Consider the following 22,399-nt stretch of genomic DNA (forward strand, 5'->3'; position numbering starts at 1 on the left):
TTGCGAGCCATGCCGATTTAAATAGTTTTCAGGCAGGCTGAAAATAATTAGCGGTCAAATTCGCAAAATCTCTTGCAAATTTGACCGCACTTTGTGTTACCTAATCAGGCTGTTGTCCATTATGGGCTTGCCATTGACATTCGGTTAATGCCATATCCGTAAAAACTGCCGTGAACGAAGAATTTTCGGGCGAGCAGGCATACACACCAAAGTGAATACGATCGCCGCCTTTGTGTAAATGACAAATCCGCATTTGTTGAAAATGCACGCCGTCATAGGAACATTCCACGCAATAATCGCTTTCACGGCGGCTTAAACGAAACCACATTGATTTAATCTCCGCCGCAATTTCCACCGTTGCCCAGTCGGAATAGCCGTGATTGGTTACCACGCTGCCAAGATGTTGGAATTGCTCATTTTCATATTCAACGGACGCTTTAAGCCAATTTTCACTATCCAAATACAATACAATGCCGCACTGGTCAAACCGTTGCTGGCTGCCTGAAAAATCGCTTTTGACGACAAAACTGAAATAGCGTTCATCGGTTTCCATTTGCAAAACAGGGGCGTTGTCATTTTGGAAGTGATAATAGGTGCGTTGCCACAAATCCGTATGCGGTGCAGTGGTAATCGTAATTTTATTTTCTGTTATTTCATAGGCTTGCGGCTCTCTCGTCCAAACAAGCGACTGCGGATTAAAAGCTTGCATAGTATCTCCTTGATAATCAGAATGGGCATTATAGCAAAGGGGCGGACTGAAAAGCTAAGCGGTTATTTTTGCAAAATCTCTTGCAAAAAACACCGCACTTTTACCCTTTCAACACTTCCACCAATGCCCTAAACAAAGGCGAATTCTGACGGCGATTGGGGTAATAAAGATGATAGCCTTCATAGCTCATATCCCAATCAGTCAGAATTGGGATTAGCTTGCCGTCTGCGATTTCTTGTTGAACCACATCTTGCGGTGTCCAAATAATCCCCAAACCGTTCAACGCATAGCCTTTATGCAGAAAGCCGTGGTTGGCTCTGAACCGCCCTTGCGGTTGGATTTTAACGATATGTTTTTTCGCTTTCGGATCACGAAACTCCCACACCATATTGCCGCCAGTGGTAGGCAGACAATGCAGCAAACATTGATGTTCGGTTAAATCATAAGGCGTTTTGGGCGTACCGTGCTTGGCTAAATAATCGGGGCTGGCGGCGGTACACATTTGTAAATCCGCTGAAATCCGTACAGCAATCATATCTTTGGCAACGTTGTGCCCGAGCCGAATACCGGCATCAAATCGCTCCGCCACAATATCAATAAAACGATCTTCTGCTACCAAATCTAAATGCACTTCGGGATAATCCTGCATAAATTGCGCTAGTTTTTCATTCAACACATAACGGAAAACGTGTTCGTTGCCGTTAATCCGCAAACTGCCGCTCACCGCATTACGAAAGGCACTTAACTCATTAACTTCTTTATCAATATCGTCAAACAACGGCGATAAACGCTGATAAAGCTGTTCGCCTGCCTCGGTGGTGGAAATACTGCGTGTGGTGCGATGAAACAGCTTGATTTTCAACCGCTCTTCAATGCCCCGAATGCTGTGGCTCAACGCCGATTGCGGCACGCCCATCTGCGCCGCCGCTTTGGTAAAGCTGCCTGTGCGTGCCACTAAAATAAAAGCACGCAAGTCATTTAGATTTTCTTTCATTTTGCGATTCATTTAATGAATTTTTCTCATCACTTTAATCTAAATTACCCTACTAATCAAATGTAATTTCTTTCCCTATAATACGCCACATCAAACAACGACAGGAAAACAAAATGAAAAACATCTTAATTTTAGGGGCGAGCGGTAGCCTTGCCAAACAGGTTATTCCCACTTTATTGGCAAACCCTGAATACCGTTTAACGCTATTTGTTCGCAATGCTCAATCGGTCAGCCAATTTGCTGGCGAACGTGTCGCAATCGTAACGGGTGATGTGTTGAATATCGCACAATTAAATGCGGTGATGAAAGGGCAAGATGTGGTTTACGCAGGACTTTCAGGCAATCTGAAAGACATGGCACACAATATCGTGCAAGCGATGAATGAAAATCAAGTCAAACGATTGATTTTTATCAGTTCCATGGGGATTTATGGCGAAACAGGCGAAAATCACGGCGCAATTTTAGAGCCGTATCGTCAATCTGCCCAAGTGATTGAACAATCGGATTTAGATTTTACCCTGTTACGCCCTGCGTGGTTTACCAACGGTTCGGAAATAGATTACGCCTTGACTTACAAAGGCGAGGCTTTTAAAGGACACAGCGTTTCACGCAAAAGTATTGCTGATTTTATTCTCAAATTGGTGCAAAACGAACAATTAGGCATTCGCCAAAGTATTGGTATTGCTAAAGTTTAAATAGGAGCAAAAAATGAAAAATACTCATCAAGAAATTATTGTTGCCATTGGTAGCGGTGCGATTGCACAAGCGATTGTCCGCCGTATTGGCGTAGGCAAATCCATCTTATTGGCAGATATTAGATCTGAAAATGCAGAAGCCGCGGCACAAATTTTACGCCAAAGCGGTTTTGATGTAAGCACAGCTAGCGTTGATGTGAGTGATCGTCATTCGGTCGCAATGTTAGCGAAACAGGCGGGAGAATTAGGAGCGGTTAAAGGCGTAGTCTTAACCGCAGGATTATCGCCATCACAAGCCTCGGCACAAGCGATTTTAAAAGTGGATTTATACGGTACAGCCGTTGTTTTTGAAGAGTTTGGGCAAGTGATTGCCGAAGGTGGTTCGGCGGTTGTGATTGGCTCGCAATCCAGCCATCGTTTAGCGGTGGACGAATTGAGCCAAGCACAAGCCGATGCCTTGGCGACATTACCTGCCGAAGAATTGTTACAATTAGATTTTGTGCAAGCGATTGATGACAGCCTGAAAGCCTACCAAATCGCTAAACGTGGCAATGCCTTGCGTGTGATTGCCGAAGCAGTGAAATGGGGCGAACGTGGTGCGCGCATTAACTGTATTAGCGCAGGAATTGTTTATACACCATTGGCTTATGATGAATTAACCAGCGCAGAACGAGGCGAATTCTACCGTAATATGCTTGCCAAATCCCCTGCTAAACGCGGTGGTACACCTGATGAAATCGGCGCATTGGCAGAATTTCTGTTTAACGCAAGTTATATCAGCGGTAGCGATATTTTAATTGATGGTGGCGTAACAGCAGCCTATAAATATGGTGCATTAAAACAATAATAAAGGAACACAAAAATGCAAAATAACTTTTTAACTCAACTGATTGAACGTCAAGCCTTAAAAGATTTGGTGGATACGTTCTCAAATTTAGCCGATGAAAAACGCGTTACCGAACAAATGCCCTTGTTTACCGAAGACGCGCAAGTCACCACTTATATTGGCGGACAATTATTTGCCGATATGAAAGGTCGCGCCCAAATTGAGCAAGTGTTTAGCGATTTTTTAGCCAATTTTCATACGGTTTACCATTTGAATGGGCAACATACGGTTACGTTTACCAGCGAAACTACCGCCGATGCCATCAATTATTGTGCGGTGAAATTGGTGGGCGAACAAGACGGCAAACAGGTTTTGCAAGACCACAGTGTGCGCTATCAAGACAGTTATATTAAAAAAGATGGTAAATGGTTGATTAGCAAACGCATTGCCAATTTTATGATTAGTGAAAGCCGTGAAATCAAATCGCAAAATGCATAGGGAAAAGAATGAAAACAGTCCAATTAAATAATGGCGTAGAAATGCCAATGGTCGGTTTTGGCGTGTATGAAATTTCAACAGAATCAGAATAAATCAAGATGATGGGAGAGAAGTTATAGCTCCGTATTTTTAACAGATACGGATCTAAATTATTTCAATACAAATAGATTGAATTAATTGTATAGGAGAGTAGAATTTTAATAAATATTAGGCTAGCTAATGAGGTTTCTATGCATTTTGCTCCACAAGTAATACCAAAACACAAAATCTTTTTAAGTTTCCATCATAAAGATGAAGGATATCGCCAGCAATTTGAAAAAACTTTCTCAAATGAAATTGAAGAAGTATTTGTTAATCGTTCAGTTCAGGATGGAGACATCGCTCCCAATAACCAAACAGATACAATTCGTCGAGAAATTCGTGATAATTTTATTTCTGATTCAACTGTTACTATTGTCTTGATTGGCTCAGATACATGGAAGCGTAAACATGTAGATTGGGAAATTGGCTATAGCCTCACCCAAACATCTCAAAATTCTCGTTCGGGGTTAATTGGTATTTTATTGCCAACTTATGTTCCATGTCTTAAGTCTGATAAAAATTGCGATTATCAGCGTACCGAAAATAGTGGATATTACACACCATGTAATATTCCGCCTAGATTGTATGATAATGTTCAAAGTGGTTATGCAAAGATCTATTCTTATCCATCTTCAGCAATGGAATTGAAAAAATGGATTCATGATGCATTTCTAAGAAGGAATCAAACAAATTATAAAAATAATCGAACTTACTTTGCAAATAATCGAGACCAAAGTCAAACACATTGGCAAGATTAATTACTTATGTCGAGAGCCATAAATTTATATAATTTATGGCACCTAAAATATAAGGAAAATATTAATGGCTAATTCTATTACTCCACCACTAGTAGCCCATTTTATATGGCATCCCGATGATAATGAAACTATTTTCCCCATCATCAGGGCTTTTCGTCGTTATTTGACTCGTGATATTGAAAAACCTTTTTCAAGAGAATTGAATATTCCCACCTTTTTATATAGTTCCTATAAACTTAAAACTCCACCAGCTTCCGTACCACAAAAATTAGCAACTCGAGATGTAGTTTTCATTTTTACAAGTGTAAATACATTAATGAATGAAGAATGGAAAAATTATATTGAATCTTTTCCTAAATCAGAGGGATATTTTATAGTTCCTGTTGCTATAGACAAGGAAGGGTTAAATCATAGTTCATCTGGCCGGTTACAGAATCTGAATTTTCTCAGAAGTTTTGATTGGAGTAATGAAAATAAAGAACAATATGGTATTTTATCTTTATCTCATGAACTATATCGATTTGGTTTAAATAATGACATAACAACTAGCAACATAGGAATTGCTTCGTCGATTAAGCTTTTCTTAAGCCATGCTAAAAAAGGAGATACAGGATTAAAACACGCAGAAGCTATAAAGCTTTTTCTTGATAATTCTAATATGCAACGTTTTTTTGACGCAAATGAAATATCTCCAGGGTTTAGATTTGATGAAGAAATTGAAAACCATATAAAAAAATCCACAGTAATTGCTATTTCCAGTGACGCATATTCATCTCGCTATTGGTGCCAGCGAGAGATTTTAAGTGCAAAAAGAGAACGTCGCCCTATTGTGTTAGTTAATAGCCTTGAAGAATATGAAGATCGCGTATTTCCTGCTGCCTCTAATATTCCTTGTGTTCACATTACAGCAGAGCCGTTGTTAGAAAAAGATATTCTACGTATTTTAATTGCTGCTTTATTAGAGACAATACGATTTGAACATGCTCATAAATTATTGTCATATTATCAAAAACAGAATTGGATAAATCCCTCTGCTCAAATCTTTGCAAGACCACCAGAAATACAACAAATAGTTGATCTTTTGGATAAGGGAGAAGAAAAAATATCAGATCTTACAATTTGTTATCCCGAACCACCTTTATACAAAGAAGAAACAGAGTGGACAGATTATTTTGGCATTACGGTTTCAACACCATTATGGTCCAGTGACGAAACTAAAAAATTTAACTATCGAGTTGGGCTATCAATTTCTGACTATTTACCTGATGGATACGAGAAACATCACCAAGATTTGGATGAACTAAAAAGATTTTCTCAGCTATTGGCTCGTCATTTATTAGTTAGAGAAAGTAAATTAATTTATGGTGGAGATCTAAGAAACGATGGTTTTACTCAATTTATTCTTGATGAAGCAAATGTTTTAAAAGATAGGCTACAACTAGAAAGTCTTTTATCTGTGGAAAATTATTTAGCTTGGCCTCTACACATAAAGAAAGAAAATATGAAGTGGTATGCTAATTACGTAAATGTAGTTCGTCCAAAAGCTATTGATATACCTGGTGATATTCAGCATTTAGTTAATAATAAAGAATCGTATCTTGAACCTAATGGCCCTGACAATAAATATATTTGGTCTCGATGTTTGACAAAGATGAGAGAACTATCAGTTGCAGAGTCAGATATAAAGGTATTTGCAGGTGGCAAACTTGAAGGGTACTTGGGGAAGATGCCGGGTCTATTAGAGGAGTTTTTACTTGCATATAAAGGAGACAAGCCCATTTATCTTATCGGCGGGTTAGGTGGGCTAGCGAAACTATTAGTTTCATCTATTTTAAATAAAAACGTTTCTGAAGAATTTACAGAAAAATGGCAAATTACACACAATGCAGGTTACCAAGAGCTACAAGAAACAGCTAAACAAAATGGTCATCATGCAGATTATAAGGAAATAGAAAATATAATTCTAAATATAGATGCTAGCTCTTTAGCTAAAAAAGCAGGCTTAACAGAGGATGAATATAAACGTTTAATGCAAACACCTCTTGTTGATGAGTGCGTTTATCTTATTCTTAAAGGGCTTCGAAAATTACGTTAATTAATGGAAGATTAAAATGAATTCTAAACATAAAGTTTTTATTAGTTATCATCATGCAAATGATCAATGGGCTAAAGAAGCTCTTTTACAATGTAATAAAGAACACAATATCTTTATTGATGGTTCAGTAGATACGGGAGATATCGATGATAATCTACCAGCAGAAAAAATTCGTGAAAAAATCAGGGATGAATATTTGAAAGATACCTCTGTAACAATACTATTAGTAGGAACAGCAACCAAACACAGAAAGCATATTGATTGGGAAATATACTCTAGTATGTATGATGGAAAAATAAATAAGAAATCAGGTATTCTTATAATTCAATTACCTGATACCAATCCCAAGTATTTTACTGCAGCTCATGGAAATAAAGAAAAGAGAAATGTCTATGGTCCCAATATTAACTGGTGCTCTGTTACTTCACTCGAGGAATATGAAGAGCGTTATCCCTATTTACCAGATAGAATTATTGACAATTTACTTAAACCAGAAGCTAAAATTTCAGTAGTTAGATGGAATGATCTTACCCCAGATAAATTAAAACTTCTTATTGATTTAACATTTAACGATAAAGATAATTGTGAATATGACATGAGTAGACCTATGAGAAGTAAAAACTCATAGATAATAGATACAAGGAGCAAAAATGAATAAACTAACTTATATATTTAAAGGTAATTACGCCAATAGAGGAAATGAGAAACGATTTATTTCTGATGTAATATCATCTTTTGACCGAGATGAGGTTACAGGAATTGGAATAAAAGTAAACAATAATCCTTGGGCATTAGAATTATTTACATTTGTAACTATTGATACCAAATACCTCCAAAGAGAGAGATTTTTAAAATGGTTAGACAATAAACATCAAGAAAAATCAGTTATTCATAATGTATTTAGTATAAACTTATTAACAGGAGGAAATATAATCACTTTTTGTAATTCATTTTCGTTAATATCTTTTGATTATGCATTTATCTGGGAAAAATCTCAGGCCGAATCCTTTATTAAAAATCCAAATGAAATTAAACTTTTTTTGAATAAAACCCGTGAGGAATTTGAAAAAGAAAAACCGCAGTATGCTGGTACTAGCTTTCAGGAACCTGTAATTTTTATCAGTCATTCTTCTCTAGATAAAGAAACTATAGCGGTACCTATAAGTGATCATCTTTGCAGTAAGGAAATTCCTATTTGGCTCGATAGGAATGAAATAAAATTAGAAGATGTCAAAAATGATGAGATTATATACAAAAAGATTTACTCAGGCATATCCATATGTGAAAAAGGGATATTTATCGTTACTAATAACTTTTTTAAAACAGAATGGACAACTAAAGAGTTGCAAATCTGTAAAGATTTGGGGAAAAAGATAATTGTATTAGTTTCAAATGAAATGGAATTACAGTTTAATGAATTTAAAGATAAATTAAAATTAGATAATTGTCATATATTCTATGTTGATTTTTCAGAAAATGATTACTTGGATAATGTTATTCGAAATATTATATAAGATGGTCATTAGAAAAGTAGTGAGATTTGCAAAAAATCACCCAAATCCCACCGCACTTTTATCTAAATCTCTTACCCAAACACTTTCGTCAAATGCGCTTTGTAATCAGCGATAAACTTAGGTACGTCAGGAGATTTAATGACATCATTGCAGATAAATGTCGGCAATGCTTCCTTGATACCGATGAATTCGTTGGCTTTGTGGAAGTGCAGATAAACACCGTCCACGCCTTGTCCTTCAAAGAAATCCCCTTGCTCGGTAAAGGCTTCAATCGGGGCGTTCCACGTTAAAGAGAGCATATGTTTTTTGCCGTGGAGCAAGCCACCCGTGCCGTAATCTTTGGTTGGATTAACACGGTGGCGACCATCGCTGTGATAAAGTTTGCCGTGTCCTGCGGTAAAGACTTCATCAATGTATTTTTTTACCGTCCAAGGCTCGCCCATCCACCAGCCCGGCATCTGCCAAATCACGGCATCCATCCAAAGGAATTTTTCTACTTCTTCGGCAATGTTGTAGCCATTGTCAATCACGGTTTCTTGCACGTTATGCCCAAGTTGCTCCAACACTTTGCGTGCGGTGCTGTGTAAGGTGTGGTTAAGCTGACCGTTTGAATGTCCGAAACTTTTTCCACCGTCTAGTAATAAAATGTTCATCTTCTGTCCTTTTTGTTGATTAAAAATGCGCTGTTTCATTCGCTTATTAGAGCGAAGTATAACGTTAGATATACAATAACTAAAATAGTTGGATTGAACATCAATAAAAACAGTCGGATTTACAAAATTTCTGCAATCCGACCGCACTTTCACTAACTAATACGCCGTTTTATTCTTCGCACTTTTTGTTAAACCGTCTAACCACGCTTGGTGTCCGTTTACCATTGGGTTTGGCACGGTTTCCGCCAAGCCTTTTGCCAGTTTACCGATTTGGCTTTCTTCGGTTAGCACACGCACACGGTTATTTGGCAAATCTTCCAACAGCCAAGCGTGATACACATCGCTGAAATCATCGCCTTCGCCAAATGTTCCCGACCACGCCAAACGAGCCGAATTACCATCTTTTGCCGGTTCAAATTCTTCCACTTTAGACGTCACGTGAAAACCGAAGGTATCAAACACAAAAGTCGCCCCTGCAGAAAGCTGTGTGGTTGAACCGTCGCCTACCACAATGTTTTCCGCATTGTGGTAATAAGTCGGCCACGCTTTGGTATCAATCAGATATTGCCACACTTCCGCCACGCTCAATCCTTTAATAATTACTTCGTTAGAAACATAGTTATCGGTTTCGCCCGGGGTATATTTTTCCGGCCAAATAATTGCAGGTTGTGAATATGTCATTTTGAATTCCTCTTATTGATTTAATTAAACATTCGTTAAATCGCTTAACGTGAGATGATTTTAGAAAGGTTCTATTATATTGTCTAAATGCGAAAAATAATATTTAATATAAGTAAAAATGATATTTGTAAAAAAGACAGCAAATCTCACCGCTTGTACGGAGTAAAAATGAAAGACCTACGCACCTTAGATTTAAATTTGTTGAAAGCCTTTGACGTGTTAATGGACGAAAAAAACGTGAGCAAAGCAGCAGAACGGTTGGCGATTACCCAACCTGCGATGAGCGGCATTTTGGTTCGTTTGCGGGAAAGTTTTAATGACCCATTATTTGTGCGTGTGCAACGTGGCGTCGTGCCGACCAATCGGGCGTTGGCATTGGCTCAGCCGATTAAACAACTGCTTTCTGATGCGGAACAGTTACTCAAGCCACAGGCGTTTGATCCACTAACGGCGGAAATGACAATTCGTATTGCCTGCACCGATTATGCAATGCGTGCAGTGATTGTGCCGTTTTTGCGAGTGTTGAAACAACGTGCGCCAAAGATCAAAGTGGCGGTGTTGGCGATTAACGAAAGTGCGGTACAAAATCAATTAGAACAGCGGTTGCTTGATTTTGCGCTGGTAACGCCCGATTTCCACACCCCCGATATTCACGCTAAAGCCTTGTATGACGAGCAATATGTGTGCGCCGTCCGCCACGATCACCCGATTGCCAAACAAAATAGTTTATCGCTAGAACAATTTTGCCAACAGGAACAAGCGTTGGTGTCCTATCACGGCGGCAGTTTCAGCGGCGTAACCGATGACGCACTAGCTAAATTGGGGTTAAGCCGCAACGTGAGTTTATCGGTACAAAATTTTATCATACTGCCCGACCTATTGGCACGAAGCGATTTGCTCGCCGTTGTGCCAAGACGATTGGTCAGCAACCTACCGCAACTTAAACTGTTTGAACCACCTCTTGCTATTCAAGGCTTTACCAAAACACTGATTTGGCACGAACGCACCCATCGAGATGTGGCGTATCGTTGGTTGCGAGAATTGATGGCGGAGGCTTGCCAATAAACAAGCGGTCTTAATTGTCCGCAATTTTCAGGCGGACTGAAAAGCCAAGCGCTCTTTTTTATCTTTCTTCAAAAGGATTAAACAACTTCACGCCAGTGCGGGCAAAGTCGGCGGTGTTGCGTGTTACCAAAACCAAATTGTGTTGAATGGCACTGGCGGCAATCCAGGCATCATTTTCAGGGGCGTGATCGGGAATGTGCAATTTGGCGCAAATTTGGGCAGTTTGTTCGTCAATTTTTAGGATTTTGCCGTGAAAAGCAGGTTTCACGTCCATTTCAAACCAATGGCGCAAGAGTTTGCCTTGTGTTGTATCTTTACGCTCAATAGACATCACTCCACGCTCTAATTCCATCATTACAACCGCATTTGTAAACATCAGATCTTTTGAGGTAGAACGAACCCAATCTGCGACATTCTTATCACATTTATTTTTTGCTAACTTTCTGATTTCGCTAATGATATTAGTATCTAATAAATACATTCTGCTCCCCTAATCATCAAAATCAACCGGGCGGCGTTGCGCTCGACTGCGTGGTTGTAATTCCAATTCAACATCCGCCACGTCAGGATTGCTCGGGCAAAGCGCATCGGCAATGCTAACAAACGGCTTGGCTTGTTGCACCTTTTCATATTCCGTATAGCTCATCAGCACAAACGCTGGCGTGCCACGATTAGTGATAATCACGGGTTCTTCTAAGGCATATTTTTGCGCTTGGCTAGAACGTTGGTTAAATTCACGACTGGTCATAATCGGCATATTGCACCTCCCAATGTAGATAAGTAGATACAAGTTTAGTGCGTTTTTTCATAAAGTAAAGCAAAACAGCGAGAAATAAAATCGCAAGCGGTGGTTTTTTCGAGCGAGATCGCAAAATCTTTTGCAAAACCGACCGCACTTTTCACCCCCTTTGCATTTAGTCCCACTTTTGACTAGAATTTCATTTTTAGTCAAAAACAGGACAATTTATGACATTAAAAACGGAAAGCTATTTTTCGGAAAATCCTGAATTTCCGAGCAAATTGATTGTAGCGACCTTATTTATCGGGGCTTTTTTTGGGTATTTAAACGACACGTTATTAAACGTGGCGTTGCCGACTTTAATGACCGAATTTCAGGTGGAGAAAACCACGGTGCAATGGTTGGTAACGGGATTTTTATTGGTGATGGGGGCGTTTACGCCGATCAGTGCGAGTTTGATTGAGTGGTTTGAAACACGCAAATTGGTGCTGGCAACGCAGTTTACCTTTATTGTCGGGTCGGCGATTTGTACCTTTGCAACGCAATTTGAAATGCTGCTTGTGGGGCGTATGGTGCAGGCGATTTCGGCGGCGTTGTTTGTGCCGTTGTTGTTCAATGCGATTTTGGCAATTTATCCGCCACATCAGCGTGGTATGGCGATGGGGATTGTCACGATGATGTTTACCGTTGCGCCGGCGATGGGTCCAACGATTTCAGGCGTGATTATCGACTATTTCAACTGGCGATATTTATTCGGGCTGACCGTGCCGTTTATGCTGTTGGCGATGTTGATTACCAGCAAATTTTTGACCGTGCGTTTAAATGAAATCACTCGCCCGAAAATCGATCTGCTCTCGGCATTTTTATCTATCGCAGGCTTGAGCGGTTTAGTTTACGCCAGCAGCAACTTTGCGGCGTTGTCGTTAAGTACGTTCTTCGCTTTGATGGCAATATCGTTGGCGTTGATTGTTTGGTTTAGCAAACGCCAATTTGCACTCGCCACGCCGTTGCTCAATTTGCGTGCCTTTCATCACGCTCAATTTCGCTATGCGGTCATCATCTTAGTTTGCGCTTCTTTCTTATTTATGGGCTTAGAAGTGATGATGCCGATGTACACGCAACAGGTGTTAATGCTCTCGGCAACTGCAACGGGGCTGATTTTAATGCCCGCCAGCATTTCGCAAGCCATCGCCGCCCCGATATTTGGCGGTCTGTTAGATAAAAAAGGCGGAAGATGGGTGCTATTGCCCGCCACAATGTTGCTTGTCGGCGCATTGATTTTGATGTGGTTTTGGCTGGATCTTACCACTTCAACGCAGTTACTCAGCGCATTATTTGCCCTAATGGCGTTGTCCGTTTCCGCTTGTATCACGTGCGAAACCCACGGTTTAAACGCCTTAACAAAAGAACTCAACCCACACGGCACGGCAATTTTAACCACCGTTAGCCCAATCGCCTCCGCACTCGGCACCAGCTTTTTTGTGGGAATGATCAATGTTGGCGAACATTTATCCAACGAACTTTCAAGCCAACAAGCCACCTTAAACGGCGTGCATTTATCAATGGCAAGCGCCTTAATTATTGCCGTGATCGCCCTCTGGTTTGCCTTCAAAATCAAACCGCACTTACCAAAAGGAGAATAAAATGCATCTAATGGATAAACTGGGGCAGTCGATTGTGCATATCAATCGTCTCTACGAACAATGGGCAAAGCAACAAGGCATTAGCAACAGCAATTTGCTATGGGTTTATCACAGCTTAATTCATCATCAAAACCGCACCCAGCAAGAGATTTGCGATGAATTTGATATTGCCAAACAAACCTATCGCCACTGTGCAAAGAGCTAGTGGCGCAAGGTATCCTAGAAATTTCGCCTATCTGCACCGATAAGCGTGAAAAACGCTGGCAACTCACAGAAAAAGGCCGCTTAGCCGCCACGCCTATTATCGAACGCCTCCGCCAATTTGAACAACAAGCCTTCGACACCCTCGGCGAACAAGAAAGCGAAAAACTGCTTGTTTTAGCACAACAGTTTGGGGAGATATTGGAAAGGCAGTTGCAGGGGAAAGGTTAGAAAGAAAGGCTAGAAAATGGAAAGCGGTGGGATTTAAGACAAACTTTGCAAATTGTAAAATTTTCTTAAAATCTGACCGCTCTTTACTTTTACTATCTAACTTTTTTCTATGGTTCTAAATTTCGACTTTCTTTATGTTACCGCATAAACCTAAGTAGTAATGATTTTGGTGTAAAATATATAACTTGATTTACTCTTTTTTCGTTTACAATTTAAACGCCAAGTTCGTTGTAATAGCAATGTGGTTGTAGTGCAAATGAAAGATTGTTCATTTTTTGATGGTATAGCTTGGGATAACTGTGTTCGTACAAAGCTGGATAAAGTGAAAGAAAATGATTGACTTAGAAAGGGAGATATTTTACTTGCCACAAGAGGCAACAATTTCAACAGAGCTTGCCGCTAACCTATTCCGAGCCACACAAACGGAAGAAAAACTACGCCGAGATAATATTCAGACCAAGCAGAAAAACACCATTTTGCGTGAGCTGTTGAAAGATTTCGCCAAACCTGAATTGGATTTGAAACCAAGCAAAGTTGGCACGTTGGATATTATCGGCAATGCTTACGAATATTTGATTAAAAACTTTGCTGCAAGCGGTGGGCAAAAGGCAGGGGAATTTTATACACCACCTGAAGTATGTAAGAGTATGGTAAAAATAAACAAATCCATTTTGGAGAAAACACCATTATTACTTCCCCGCTAGAAGAACAAATCCAAATCGCCGAAACCCTTTCAACGTGGGATAACGCTATTCATGCCACAGAAAAACTGCTTGAAAATAGCCGACAGCAGAAAAAGGCGTTAATGCAGAGGTTGTTGAAAGGAAATAATTGGCTACAAGCAGATTTAGCAGAATTAGCCGTAATATCCAAAGGTTCTCAGCTCAATAAGAATACACTTTCGGATGATGGACAATATGCCGTTATTAACGGTGGAATTGAACCTTCAGGCTACACGGATAAGTTTAATACAGAAAGCCACACGATTACTATCAGTGAAGGCGGAAATTCTTGTGGTTATATTGGCTTTCAAAAAGAAAAATTTTGGTGTGGTGGACATTGTTATGCTTTAAGTAATTTAAAAATAAATTGTTTGTTTTTATATCAATTATTAAAATACAACGAAGAAAATATTATGCGTTTAAGAGTAGGAAGCGGACTTCCGAATATTCAGAAAAAAGCTCTTGAAAGTTTTTCCCTGTCTTATCCGCAGGATATTAACGAACAACAAAAAATCGCCGAAATTCTTTCAACTGCAGATCAAGAGATCGAAACATTGCAGCGTAAGTTAGAGTGTTTGAAGTTGGAGAAAGGGGCGTTGATGCAAAAATTATTGTAAATATATAGGGGGTATACTATGAAATTAGGACTTTTCTTTGGAGCAGGAGCTGAAATTAGCTATGGTTTACCAAGTGGTGGAACCTTTGCCATAGATTTATTTCGACAAGATCCAACAATATATAAAGAAAGATTAAGAAAGGAATTAAACAATGTAAATATTACTTCCCCTTATGCTGCTAATTGGTTACCTGATGGCTATAAAACAAAACCAATTTATGCTTTTGGGAAAAATGAATTTAGTAGCATTATTGAATCATCTATACAATATAAGAGACATAAAATAATTGAGCATTTAAACAATTTTGACAATTTATGTGAAAAGGTTATTAAAAATCTTGAAATTGATGAAGATAAAGTATCTGATTTATTTAGTGATAAAACAGGAATGGAATTAGGTGAGATACTATACACACATAAGATTCAATTAAACCCTATCTTATCAAATAGCGTTACTCTTTTTAATTCAAAATATTATTCAGCAATACTTGAAATAATTAAGCTCGGAAAAAATGTTGATGACCTTAGAAGATATGCTATTGCTTTTTTACAGCTGTTAGTTGGCTCTCATGGACATGACTTAGTAAAAAAATTAAATGAAGAGTTATTTACTAATACTCCAGATGACTTACCAATTTTTGATGATATTTTTGGGATGTTTAGATTGGAATTTAATCAAGTTGGTTCAGAAGCTTTAGAATTGCTATTAGGTCAGAAGAAAATTTTTAGTGTAAATGAAGATGGAGACTTGATATGTTTACTATCTGCAATATGTCAGAAAGCTTTAGAGTATATTTTTGTTGATGTTCTAGATTATCAAAAATTACTAGATGAACATTTTAGATATTTATTTTCTCCAAAAACAGAATGGGCAAAATTTACAAAAATGGTGGTTTTTTTAGAAACTGCTAGAGATTATATAAAAAATAAAGTTCCTAATGATTTAAAAAATAAAAATGGATATTATAATGACTTAAATCAATTAAATTTTGATGAAATATCCTTACTAGGGACATCAAACTACAATAGTATTATTGTTGAAATTCAGCCAGCTTTGTCAAGTAAAATCATTCACCTTAATGGTAGTGTAACAGATTTCTATAATCCATATAAGAATAGTATTGTTCAATTTAATGAAAAACCCGAAAATTTAGAGCAAATACATATTCCATTTATTTTAACTCAAAGCGGATTAAAGCCCTTAACGTCAGTTGAAATGTCTAGACGTTATGTATCTTTATTTGATGCATTTGTTAATTCTGATGCCGTAATTGTTGTTGGTTTTGGATTCAATAAAGATGATAGCCATATTAATGGATTATTCAGAGAACTAGTTGAAATCCATAATAAGAAATTATTTGTTGTTGGGGTATCTAAAGAGAAAGAAATTAAAGAAGCAACTATTTTTAATTTAAGAATAGATAAAAATAGAGAGAATATTATTGCTATATCTGTGGATAGAGATACTAGACAAAAAGACGGAAAATTATGGCTCGAATACATTAAAGAGCAAATAATATCTTAAATAACTAGATGTTATGGAGAAAATATGAACTCAATCCCCCACACCCTCGAAAAACACACCTCCAAACTCCCAGCCATTCTGTTGTTACACAACCTTGGCTGGCAGTATCTTTCCCCTAAGCAAGCCTTAGCTTATCGTGAGGGGAAGGTGGTGAATGTGGTATTGGACGTGGTGTTGCGGGAGGTGTTGAGCCAACGTACGATTTCATATCTTGGGCAAGAGCGTGCGTTGTCGGCGAAGGCAGTAGATAACTTGGTGGCGGAGCTGACCAGCCCGAAGTTAAACGAAAGTCTGGTGGGGGCGAATGAGCATTTTTATAATCACCTGTTATACGGCATTACCGTTACCGAATTTATTGACGGCAAGAAAATCAGTTGCACCGTGCCGATTATTGACTGGGAAACCTCTAAAAACAATCAATTTCATTTTACCGAAGAATTTAGCGTAGCGAACGCTAACGGTTCATCGGTGCGTACGCCTGATTTAGTCTGTTTTGTTAATGGCTTGCCGCTGGTGGTGATTGAAGCCAAACGCCCAGACGGCAAAACGGAATATCAAACGTGGAACGACACCAAAACACGCAACGAAGCCGATAAAATTCGCTCTCGTATTGCTCGTAGCCTTGAGATTGATTTTGACAACGATCCTTATGCCAAAGCCCGTTTTTCCGGATTATTGCAACAAGCCATTGAAGAAGCTGAAGCCTTGTTCGACCACCCGATAAAACAGTATCTGCTGTTTAAAGAATTTGAAGAACAAATGGCGGAACGTAAATTGCCCGATATTCCCGACCGCTTTGGCGACAACTATGCGGCACAAGCCTATTTCGGTGTATTTAAAACAGTTTTACCTGAAACCCTATCGCAAGGCGAAGACTTTTGGGTTGATTTGGCATTTGAGATCGATCAGGCAGTTTTACGCTGTTTAAGCGAACATTCCATCAACCTTGAACAAGTGGAAAAAGACATTCGTAAACAGCTACTGCCGATGATATTTAAAATCTGCCAAGCCAACGGCAGCGGTATGTTACAAGCCAAAGAGATTGTCGAACGGATAGTACAAATTGTGCGAGTTGGGCGTTCAAATGGATAAGTTTGATCGGGTTATCATTCCTTATGGCGACCAGCATTTTACCGTTCGCTTAATAAAGAATGCCAAATATAAACGGCTACGCCTAACTGTGCAACCCACGGGCGACATCATTGCTTATGCGCCGCCACAAGCGGTCAGAAATGAGCTGATTTTTGCCATCAGCAAACAAAGTCAATGGATTGCCGACCAGTTGCAATTTTTTCAACAAAACCCACCGCTTGTTGAACGGCAATATATCAGCGACGAAAGCCACCGCTACCTAGGGCGACAATATCTGTTAAAGGTATATGAAACGCCAAATAAACCCAACCAAGTCCGCTTATGGCGTGGGCAGTTGGAGGTGTCTGTGCGAGAAAAAACGGCACAACAAGTTCAACAATGCTTGGATAACTGGTATCGACAAAAAGCTAAACAGATTTTTACTGAACGTTTAAATTGGCTGCTACCGCAAACATTTTGGGTCACAACAACCCCTCACATCCGTTTACGCACAATGAAGACCCGTTGGGGAAGTTGCTCCGTTCAAGGCTCACTATGCCTTAATCCCCACCTAATCAAAGCCCCGAAAGAATGCATTGATTATGTGATTTTGCACGAACTCTGCCACTTCGCCGAACACAACCACAGCGAACGTTTTTATCGATTAATGGGGCAAGTGATGCCACAGTGGAAGGAAGTGAAGACGAGGCTTGATCGGGTGGTTTAAGAGAGGGAAATGCAAGCGGTAGGATTTGAAAAGAAATTTACAAAGCTATTTGGGGCAAATATGATTTGCCCCTAAGTTTAATCTCTAGCCCTATCCTCCACCGTAACCGATGTCAATTTAGCTAATTTCGGGGCAAGCCATTCTCGTAGGTCGTCCATTAAGGAATAAACCACAGGCACGAACACTAGGCTCAATAAGGTTGAGGCGGTTAAGCCGCAGATAACGGCGATTGCCATCGGTGCTCGGAATGCCGCACCTGCACCGCTAGCAAATACCGCTGGGATCATTCCTGCGACCATTGCGATAGTGGTCATCAAAATTGGGCGGACACGTTCTGAGCCTGATTGAATAAGGGCTTGATGGCGTGCCATCCCTTGTTGGCGTTTTTCGATGACAAAATCCACCAGCAAAATAGAGTTTTTGGTTACGATGCCCATTAACATTAAAATGCCGATAACAGAAGACATATCCAACGCCGCACCGTAGGCGAGCAAGCCGACTGCCGCACCGCCGATGGACAGCGGAAGTGCGGTCAAAATGGTAAGCGGTTGCAAGAAGTCCTTGAACAACAGCACCAACACCAACAATACCATCACCACGCCAGCCGCCATTGCAAAGCTGAATTGGCCGAACATTTCGTCCATCATTTCCGCATCGCCCGATGACGGCACACGCACGCCGTCAGGCAGGTTTTGCATTATCGGCAGTTCGTTGATTTGCGATAATGCGGTGCCGATGGTTTGTCCTAAGGCTAAATCCGCTTCCACCGCAATACGGCGTTCACGGTCGAAACGTTCTAAACTTGCCGAACCTGCCCCAAATTGAATATCGGCAACGGTATTCAATGGCACCGTGCCACCATTGCTACTTGCCACCCGCAGCTGGCGAATAACTTCGGGCTGGTTGCGTTCGTTTTCCGCTAACGTAACCCGAATAGGAATTTGGCGGTCGGGTAAATTAAAGCGTGCCGCATTGCCGTCTGTGCTGCCCAGCGTGGCAATTTGTAGCAAATTTCCCACCGCTTGTGGGCTAACACCTGCTTTTGCCGCCTCGTCCGCACGCAACTTGGCTTGCACTTCGGGTTTCATCAGCGGTGCGTTAATCTGCACATTTTCAACGGTAGATAAACCTTGCATTTGCTGTTTCAGCTCATTTGCCGTCTGCTGAAGTTTGACAGGGTCATTGCCGGTCAGCAAAATCGACACATCTCGTGCCGCCATTTCGTTGCGAAAGGTAATCCGCACATCTGCAAATTGTTTCAAGGTTTCTCGCAATTTGTCTTCAAATTCCTTTTGCGAAATCGACCGCACTTGGTGGGGTTTCAGGCGAATAAGCACTTCGCCCTTGTTGATTTCGCCTGAACCTGCGGTGGTAAACACCAGCGCTACTTCGTCATATTGGCGAATAGTGCGGTCAATTTTTTGCAAGATTTCATCGGTTTGTGCCAGCGTGCTACTTGGCGGCAAGGTAACATCTAACTGGCTCATTCCCGTGTCGCCTTTCGGCACAAAGCCTGTGGGTAGCTGCGGCAAAATCATTGCCGATGCCAATAAAAACACGCCACCGAGCAATAATGTGGTTTTGCGAAAATGCAAGGCTTTTGTCAACAGCGTTAAGTAGGCTTTTTTCAGCCTGCTTGAAGAGATTGTCGCAGATGTTTGAGTAGCAGACGGTTGCAACAAATAGGCAGCCAACAAAGGCGTTGCCAAACGAGCCACCAGCAAAGAACTCAACACTGCTGCCGCAACGGTAATGCCAAACTGCCCGAAATATTGCCCTGTCATACCGTCAATAAAACTCACGGGCAAAAACACTGCCACAATACTTGCCGTAATTGCCACCACCGCCAAACCAATAGCATCAGACGCATCTAAGGCAGCCCGAAACGGTCGTTTGCCTTGATGAATGTGGGTTTCAATATTTTCAATCTCAACAATGGCATCGTCCACCAAAATCCCAATCACCAAAGTAATGGCTAACAGCGAAATGCTATTGAGCGTATAGCCAAGCAGTTGCATTATCCAAAAGGCAGGCAAAATCGACAAAGGCAAGGCAATCGCCGCCACCAAAGTTGCACGCCAATTTCGCAAAAACAACCACACAACCAACACCGTCAATGCCGCCCCTTCTAACAGGGTCGCAATCGCCACATCGTAGTTCTCTTTCGTGGTATTCACCGAATTATGCACTTCCGTCATCTGAATATCGGGATAATTGACTGCCAACCTTTGCAACGCTTGCTGAACGCCTTTTTCCACCGCCGTATCGCTTGAGCCTTTGGAACGGAACACCTGAAAGCCCAACACTTCACGCCCATTCAAACGCGTACGGCTACGAACATCGGCGTGGCTGTCGCTAATGGTCGCCAACTCCGCCAATTTGACTTTACGATAATCGCTCAACGCAATGGGTAAATTTGCCAAATCCGCCAAACTTGGCTGACTGCCCACCACACGAATGGATTGCTCTTGGTCGAACCATTGCACACGCCCGGCAGGCACATTCGCATTCGTCTGTGCCAGTTGCTGGCTCACCTGCTCAGCAGTAATGCCCAACGCATTGAGTTTTGCCGATTGCAACGCCACACGCACTTCACGCTTTTCACCGCCAAGCCGTTTCACTTGCTGCACACCATTGACCGCCAACAACTCACGGCTTACCGCATCATCAATAAACCAAGACAGCTCCGTTTGGTTCATATTCGGCGATTGCACCGCATAATAGCCCAACGCACCACCTTCCGTATCCATTCGCTCCACCACGGGGTTATCAATGTTTTGCGGCAAATTGCCCCGAATTTGCGTAATGGCATTTCGCACATCATTCACCGCCCGATCCGTGTCCGTTTCCAACCGAAATTCCACCGCCGTAACCGATGAACCTTCGGTAATGGTCGAAGTAATATGCCGCACCCCAGCCATTCCCGCCACCGCATCTTCCACACGGCGAGTAACGGTATTTTCCAATTCATCCGCCGACGCCCCCGTTTGCGTCACCGTAATATTCACCATCGGAAACCGCATATCCGGATCCGCATTAATCGGCAAGGCTTGAAAAGCACGAATACCAAGCACGGTTAAAAGCAAAAACAACACAATAATCAGGATTGGGTGATGAATAGCCCAAGATGATATTTTGAAGTTCATAAAAGTCCTTAAAGTTACTAATTGATAGGAATTTTAGTAAATTTTAAGACTTATTTCAAGTAAGGGTTGGGGTGATTGAAAAAGAAAGCGGTGGGGTTTTCTGAGTTTTTTGCAGATTGCAAAATCTTATGGAAATCCCACCGCTATTTTTAATACTTCAATACTTCCCCTTCTTTCGGCACAGCAACCTTGCTTAATTTATTTTCTTTCACAAATTTTCGCATTTCATCAGAAGTAACGGCAGCGTGATTGACGGCGTCCATATGCACGGTAATGATGTCAGCGTTCGGGGCGGCTTGGCGAGCTTTGGCAACATCGGCTTTGCCCATAATAATGCTGTCTGAAAAACCTTGTAGTTGAGCGTAGCCTGTATTCATTACAATGACTTCAGGTTTATAGCGGTTGAGTGCAAAATCCACTTCTTCATTCCAAATGGTATCGCCTACAATATACAGCGTTTTTTCGCCGTCTGCTTGCATCACCACGCCCATTGCCTCGCCTGCTAATTCAGCTAGCTGCGGAATAGCATACATTGGATCCGTGCCGTGTTGTCCGCCTGTTTTGCTTAATTTCACCTTGTTAAATTCGGTATTTTTGCCGACTACACGCACATCTTTAAAACCTTGTGAACGGATAATTCGAGCATCGCCTGCATTTTGTACGAAAATCGGTAAGGTTTTCGGTAACACTTTTTGTGCGTATTCGTCCCAGTGGTCATCGTGGGTGTGGGTAACAATCACGGCATCTACGCCTTCAAGCACTTTTTCTACGGGTTCTTTCATATCAATCAAAGGGTTACGTTTTTGGCTGTTGATAGTGCCTTCAAATCCTGCGTAACTGCCTTTCGGTGCAAGATAAGGATCGACCAAAAACGTACTGCCTGCCATTTCAATTTTAGCGGTGGCGTTACGGATATGTTGATAGCTAATTTCCGCATTAGCCGTGGTTGCAACGGTGGTTGCCATTAAAGCAAAAATAAGAGATTTCAATTTCATTCTGTTTCCTTTTGTAAAAAATAAGATAAATTAAACCGCTTGTTTGCGATGGGGGTATTATGAAACCGATGAGAAATGAAAAACATTGACTTATTATTCAAAAATCGTAAAAATCGGGTCAAATTCATTTAGCGAGTAAAAAAGATGTCTATTCCAACCGTTGCCTTAGTGCTTTATCCCCAATTTAGCCCTTTTCATTTTTCCGTGCCTTATA

At 40.8% G+C, this 22,399-nt stretch carries 24 protein-coding genes; 16 read left to right on the forward strand and 8 right to left on the reverse strand.

The features are described 5' to 3' along the window. Positions 1-100 precede the first annotated feature (100 nt). Both E7T07_RS10580 and E7T07_RS10585 read right to left on the reverse strand, forming a co-directional pair. The gene (locus E7T07_RS10580) at positions 101-709 is read right to left on the reverse strand and encodes a DUF1349 domain-containing protein (RefSeq protein WP_135711106.1); all 609 of its coding nucleotides are present in this window, start codon (positions 707-709) and stop codon (positions 101-103) included. A 100-nt stretch (positions 710-809) separates the two neighbouring features. Next, a complete protein-coding gene (locus E7T07_RS10585) occupies positions 810-1,703 on the reverse strand; it encodes a LysR family transcriptional regulator (RefSeq protein WP_135711107.1) in 894 nt (297 codons plus the stop codon). Between the two features lie 113 nt (positions 1,704-1,816). Between E7T07_RS10585 and E7T07_RS10590 the strand changes: the two genes are divergently transcribed. The 7 genes from E7T07_RS10590 to E7T07_RS10620 all read left to right on the forward strand — a co-directional run bounded on the left by E7T07_RS10590 (position 1,817) and on the right by E7T07_RS10620 (position 8,170). Next, a complete protein-coding gene (locus E7T07_RS10590) occupies positions 1,817-2,398 on the forward strand; it encodes an NAD(P)H-binding protein (RefSeq protein ID WP_135711108.1) in 582 nt (193 codons plus the stop codon). A 13-nt stretch (positions 2,399-2,411) separates the two neighbouring features. Continuing rightward, entirely contained in the window at positions 2,412-3,245 is an 834-nt protein-coding gene (locus tag E7T07_RS10595; protein WP_135711109.1) for an SDR family oxidoreductase, read from the forward strand. Positions 3,246-3,260: 15 nt separating this feature from the next. Then, on the forward strand, positions 3,261-3,722 hold the full coding sequence (locus E7T07_RS10600; RefSeq protein WP_135711110.1) for a nuclear transport factor 2 family protein: 462 nt from the start codon (positions 3,261-3,263) through the stop codon (positions 3,720-3,722). 230 nt (positions 3,723-3,952) lie between these two features. Then, positions 3,953-4,561 (forward strand): TIR domain-containing protein, encoded by a 609-nt coding sequence (locus E7T07_RS10605; RefSeq protein ID WP_135711111.1) that lies wholly within the window; start codon positions 3,953-3,955, stop codon positions 4,559-4,561. A gap of 64 nt (positions 4,562-4,625) precedes the next feature. Continuing rightward, positions 4,626-6,656, forward strand: a complete 2,031-nt coding sequence (locus E7T07_RS10610) for a TIR domain-containing protein (RefSeq protein WP_135711112.1) — start codon at positions 4,626-4,628, stop codon at positions 6,654-6,656. 16 nt (positions 6,657-6,672) lie between these two features. Beyond that, on the forward strand, positions 6,673-7,284 hold the full coding sequence (locus tag E7T07_RS10615; protein ID WP_135711113.1) for a TIR domain-containing protein: 612 nt from the start codon (positions 6,673-6,675) through the stop codon (positions 7,282-7,284). A 22-nt stretch (positions 7,285-7,306) separates the two neighbouring features. Continuing rightward, the gene (locus E7T07_RS10620) at positions 7,307-8,170 is read left to right on the forward strand and encodes a toll/interleukin-1 receptor domain-containing protein (RefSeq protein WP_135711114.1); all 864 of its coding nucleotides are present in this window, start codon (positions 7,307-7,309) and stop codon (positions 8,168-8,170) included. Positions 8,171-8,241: 71 nt separating this feature from the next. Here the strand turns inward: E7T07_RS10620 and E7T07_RS10625 are convergent, their stop codons facing one another. Next, positions 8,242-8,823: an NAD(P)H-dependent oxidoreductase gene (locus E7T07_RS10625; protein WP_135711115.1), complete on the reverse strand. Its 582-nt coding sequence runs from the start codon at positions 8,821-8,823 to the stop codon at positions 8,242-8,244. Between the two features lie 156 nt (positions 8,824-8,979). Further along, positions 8,980-9,504 (reverse strand): SRPBCC domain-containing protein, encoded by a 525-nt coding sequence (locus tag E7T07_RS10630; protein WP_135711116.1) that lies wholly within the window; start codon positions 9,502-9,504, stop codon positions 8,980-8,982. Positions 9,505-9,672: 168 nt separating this feature from the next. Between E7T07_RS10630 and E7T07_RS10635 the strand changes: the two genes are divergently transcribed. Then, positions 9,673-10,569 carry a LysR family transcriptional regulator gene (locus E7T07_RS10635; protein ID WP_135711117.1) on the forward strand — a complete coding sequence of 299 codons (897 nt, stop codon included), beginning with the start codon at positions 9,673-9,675 and terminating at the stop codon, positions 10,567-10,569. A gap of 58 nt (positions 10,570-10,627) precedes the next feature. On the opposite strand, the gene E7T07_RS10640 is transcribed toward E7T07_RS10635, so the two are convergent. Then, positions 10,628-11,050 carry a type II toxin-antitoxin system VapC family toxin gene (locus tag E7T07_RS10640; protein WP_135711118.1) on the reverse strand — a complete coding sequence of 141 codons (423 nt, stop codon included), beginning with the start codon at positions 11,048-11,050 and terminating at the stop codon, positions 10,628-10,630. 9 nt (positions 11,051-11,059) lie between these two features. After that, complete coding sequence (locus E7T07_RS10645) at positions 11,060-11,326, reverse strand: type II toxin-antitoxin system prevent-host-death family antitoxin (protein WP_005821016.1); 267 nt, start codon at positions 11,324-11,326, stop codon at positions 11,060-11,062. A 209-nt stretch (positions 11,327-11,535) separates the two neighbouring features. Here E7T07_RS10645 and E7T07_RS10650 point away from each other — a divergent pair, with 209 nt between their 5' ends. The 8 genes from E7T07_RS10650 (at position 11,536) to E7T07_RS10685 (ending at position 18,044) form a co-directional block, all read left to right on the forward strand. Next, the gene (locus E7T07_RS10650) at positions 11,536-12,951 is read left to right on the forward strand and encodes an MFS transporter (RefSeq protein ID WP_135711119.1); all 1,416 of its coding nucleotides are present in this window, start codon (positions 11,536-11,538) and stop codon (positions 12,949-12,951) included. 1 nt (position 12,952) lies between these two features. Next, positions 12,953-13,156 carry a hypothetical protein gene (locus tag E7T07_RS11130; RefSeq protein ID WP_246046252.1) on the forward strand — a complete coding sequence of 68 codons (204 nt, stop codon included), beginning with the start codon at positions 12,953-12,955 and terminating at the stop codon, positions 13,154-13,156. Next, the gene (locus tag E7T07_RS11135; RefSeq protein WP_246046253.1) at positions 13,156-13,383 is read left to right on the forward strand and encodes a winged helix DNA-binding protein; all 228 of its coding nucleotides are present in this window, start codon (positions 13,156-13,158) and stop codon (positions 13,381-13,383) included. The genes E7T07_RS11130 and E7T07_RS11135 overlap by 1 nt, the downstream gene beginning before the upstream one ends. 332 nt (positions 13,384-13,715) lie before the next feature. Beyond that, positions 13,716-14,087, forward strand: a complete 372-nt coding sequence (locus E7T07_RS11140) for an N-6 DNA methylase (RefSeq protein ID WP_246046254.1) — start codon at positions 13,716-13,718, stop codon at positions 14,085-14,087. 113 nt (positions 14,088-14,200) lie between these two features. Further along, complete coding sequence (locus E7T07_RS10670) at positions 14,201-14,722, forward strand: restriction endonuclease subunit S (RefSeq protein ID WP_246046255.1); 522 nt, start codon at positions 14,201-14,203, stop codon at positions 14,720-14,722. A gap of 18 nt (positions 14,723-14,740) precedes the next feature. Then, positions 14,741-16,246, forward strand: coding sequence for a hypothetical protein (locus E7T07_RS10675; RefSeq protein ID WP_135711120.1), 1,506 nt, complete (start codon positions 14,741-14,743; stop codon positions 16,244-16,246). A 24-nt stretch (positions 16,247-16,270) separates the two neighbouring features. Further along, positions 16,271-17,338: a type I restriction endonuclease gene (locus E7T07_RS10680; protein WP_135711121.1), complete on the forward strand. Its 1,068-nt coding sequence runs from the start codon at positions 16,271-16,273 to the stop codon at positions 17,336-17,338. After that, on the forward strand, positions 17,331-18,044 hold the full coding sequence (locus E7T07_RS10685) for a M48 family metallopeptidase (RefSeq protein ID WP_135711122.1): 714 nt from the start codon (positions 17,331-17,333) through the stop codon (positions 18,042-18,044). Before E7T07_RS10680 ends, E7T07_RS10685 begins: the two co-directional genes overlap by 8 nt. A gap of 77 nt (positions 18,045-18,121) precedes the next feature. Here E7T07_RS10685 and E7T07_RS10690 read toward each other — a convergent pair whose 3' ends face one another. Together E7T07_RS10690 and E7T07_RS10695 are read right to left on the reverse strand one after the other, a co-directional pair. Further along, positions 18,122-21,190, reverse strand: a complete 3,069-nt coding sequence (locus tag E7T07_RS10690) for an efflux RND transporter permease subunit (protein WP_135711123.1) — start codon at positions 21,188-21,190, stop codon at positions 18,122-18,124. Positions 21,191-21,339: 149 nt separating this feature from the next. Continuing rightward, positions 21,340-22,185 carry an MBL fold metallo-hydrolase gene (locus E7T07_RS10695; protein ID WP_135711124.1) on the reverse strand — a complete coding sequence of 282 codons (846 nt, stop codon included), beginning with the start codon at positions 22,183-22,185 and terminating at the stop codon, positions 21,340-21,342. Between the last annotated feature and the right edge of the window lie 214 nt (positions 22,186-22,399).

Source organism: Actinobacillus porcinus (assembly GCF_901764995.1).
Taxonomy (GTDB): domain Bacteria; phylum Pseudomonadota; class Gammaproteobacteria; order Enterobacterales; family Pasteurellaceae; genus Exercitatus; species Exercitatus porcinus.

Excerpts from the sequence above, each read along its gene's own strand:
- E7T07_RS10695 (WP_135711124.1), bottom strand. The coding sequence starts at position 22,185 with ATGAAATTGAAATCTCTTATTTTTGCTTTAATGGCAACCACCGTTGCA.
- E7T07_RS10580 (WP_135711106.1), bottom strand. The coding sequence starts at position 709 with ATGCAAGCTTTTAATCCGCAGTCGCTTGTTTGGACGAGAGAGCCGCAA.
- E7T07_RS10680 (WP_135711121.1), top strand. The coding sequence starts at position 16,271 with ATGAACTCAATCCCCCACACCCTCGAAAAACACACCTCCAAACTCCCA.
- E7T07_RS11130 (WP_246046252.1), top strand. The coding sequence starts at position 12,953 with ATGCATCTAATGGATAAACTGGGGCAGTCGATTGTGCATATCAATCGT.
- E7T07_RS10620 (WP_135711114.1), top strand. The coding sequence starts at position 7,307 with ATGAATAAACTAACTTATATATTTAAAGGTAATTACGCCAATAGAGGA.
- E7T07_RS10690 (WP_135711123.1), bottom strand. The coding sequence starts at position 21,190 with ATGAACTTCAAAATATCATCTTGGGCTATTCATCACCCAATCCTGATT.
- E7T07_RS10590 (WP_135711108.1), top strand. The coding sequence starts at position 1,817 with ATGAAAAACATCTTAATTTTAGGGGCGAGCGGTAGCCTTGCCAAACAG.
- E7T07_RS10640 (WP_135711118.1), bottom strand. The coding sequence starts at position 11,050 with ATGTATTTATTAGATACTAATATCATTAGCGAAATCAGAAAGTTAGCA.
- E7T07_RS10625 (WP_135711115.1), bottom strand. The coding sequence starts at position 8,823 with ATGAACATTTTATTACTAGACGGTGGAAAAAGTTTCGGACATTCAAAC.
- E7T07_RS10675 (WP_135711120.1), top strand. The coding sequence starts at position 14,741 with ATGAAATTAGGACTTTTCTTTGGAGCAGGAGCTGAAATTAGCTATGGT.
- E7T07_RS10685 (WP_135711122.1), top strand. The coding sequence starts at position 17,331 with ATGGATAAGTTTGATCGGGTTATCATTCCTTATGGCGACCAGCATTTT.
- E7T07_RS10600 (WP_135711110.1), top strand. The coding sequence starts at position 3,261 with ATGCAAAATAACTTTTTAACTCAACTGATTGAACGTCAAGCCTTAAAA.
- E7T07_RS10630 (WP_135711116.1), bottom strand. The coding sequence starts at position 9,504 with ATGACATATTCACAACCTGCAATTATTTGGCCGGAAAAATATACCCCG.
- E7T07_RS10645 (WP_005821016.1), bottom strand. The coding sequence starts at position 11,326 with ATGCCGATTATGACCAGTCGTGAATTTAACCAACGTTCTAGCCAAGCG.
- E7T07_RS10595 (WP_135711109.1), top strand. The coding sequence starts at position 2,412 with ATGAAAAATACTCATCAAGAAATTATTGTTGCCATTGGTAGCGGTGCG.
- E7T07_RS10610 (WP_135711112.1), top strand. The coding sequence starts at position 4,626 with ATGGCTAATTCTATTACTCCACCACTAGTAGCCCATTTTATATGGCAT.
- E7T07_RS10635 (WP_135711117.1), top strand. The coding sequence starts at position 9,673 with ATGAAAGACCTACGCACCTTAGATTTAAATTTGTTGAAAGCCTTTGAC.
- E7T07_RS10585 (WP_135711107.1), bottom strand. The coding sequence starts at position 1,703 with ATGAAAGAAAATCTAAATGACTTGCGTGCTTTTATTTTAGTGGCACGC.
- E7T07_RS10605 (WP_135711111.1), top strand. The coding sequence starts at position 3,953 with ATGCATTTTGCTCCACAAGTAATACCAAAACACAAAATCTTTTTAAGT.
- E7T07_RS10615 (WP_135711113.1), top strand. The coding sequence starts at position 6,673 with ATGAATTCTAAACATAAAGTTTTTATTAGTTATCATCATGCAAATGAT.
- E7T07_RS11140 (WP_246046254.1), top strand. The coding sequence starts at position 13,716 with ATGATTGACTTAGAAAGGGAGATATTTTACTTGCCACAAGAGGCAACA.
- E7T07_RS10650 (WP_135711119.1), top strand. The coding sequence starts at position 11,536 with ATGACATTAAAAACGGAAAGCTATTTTTCGGAAAATCCTGAATTTCCG.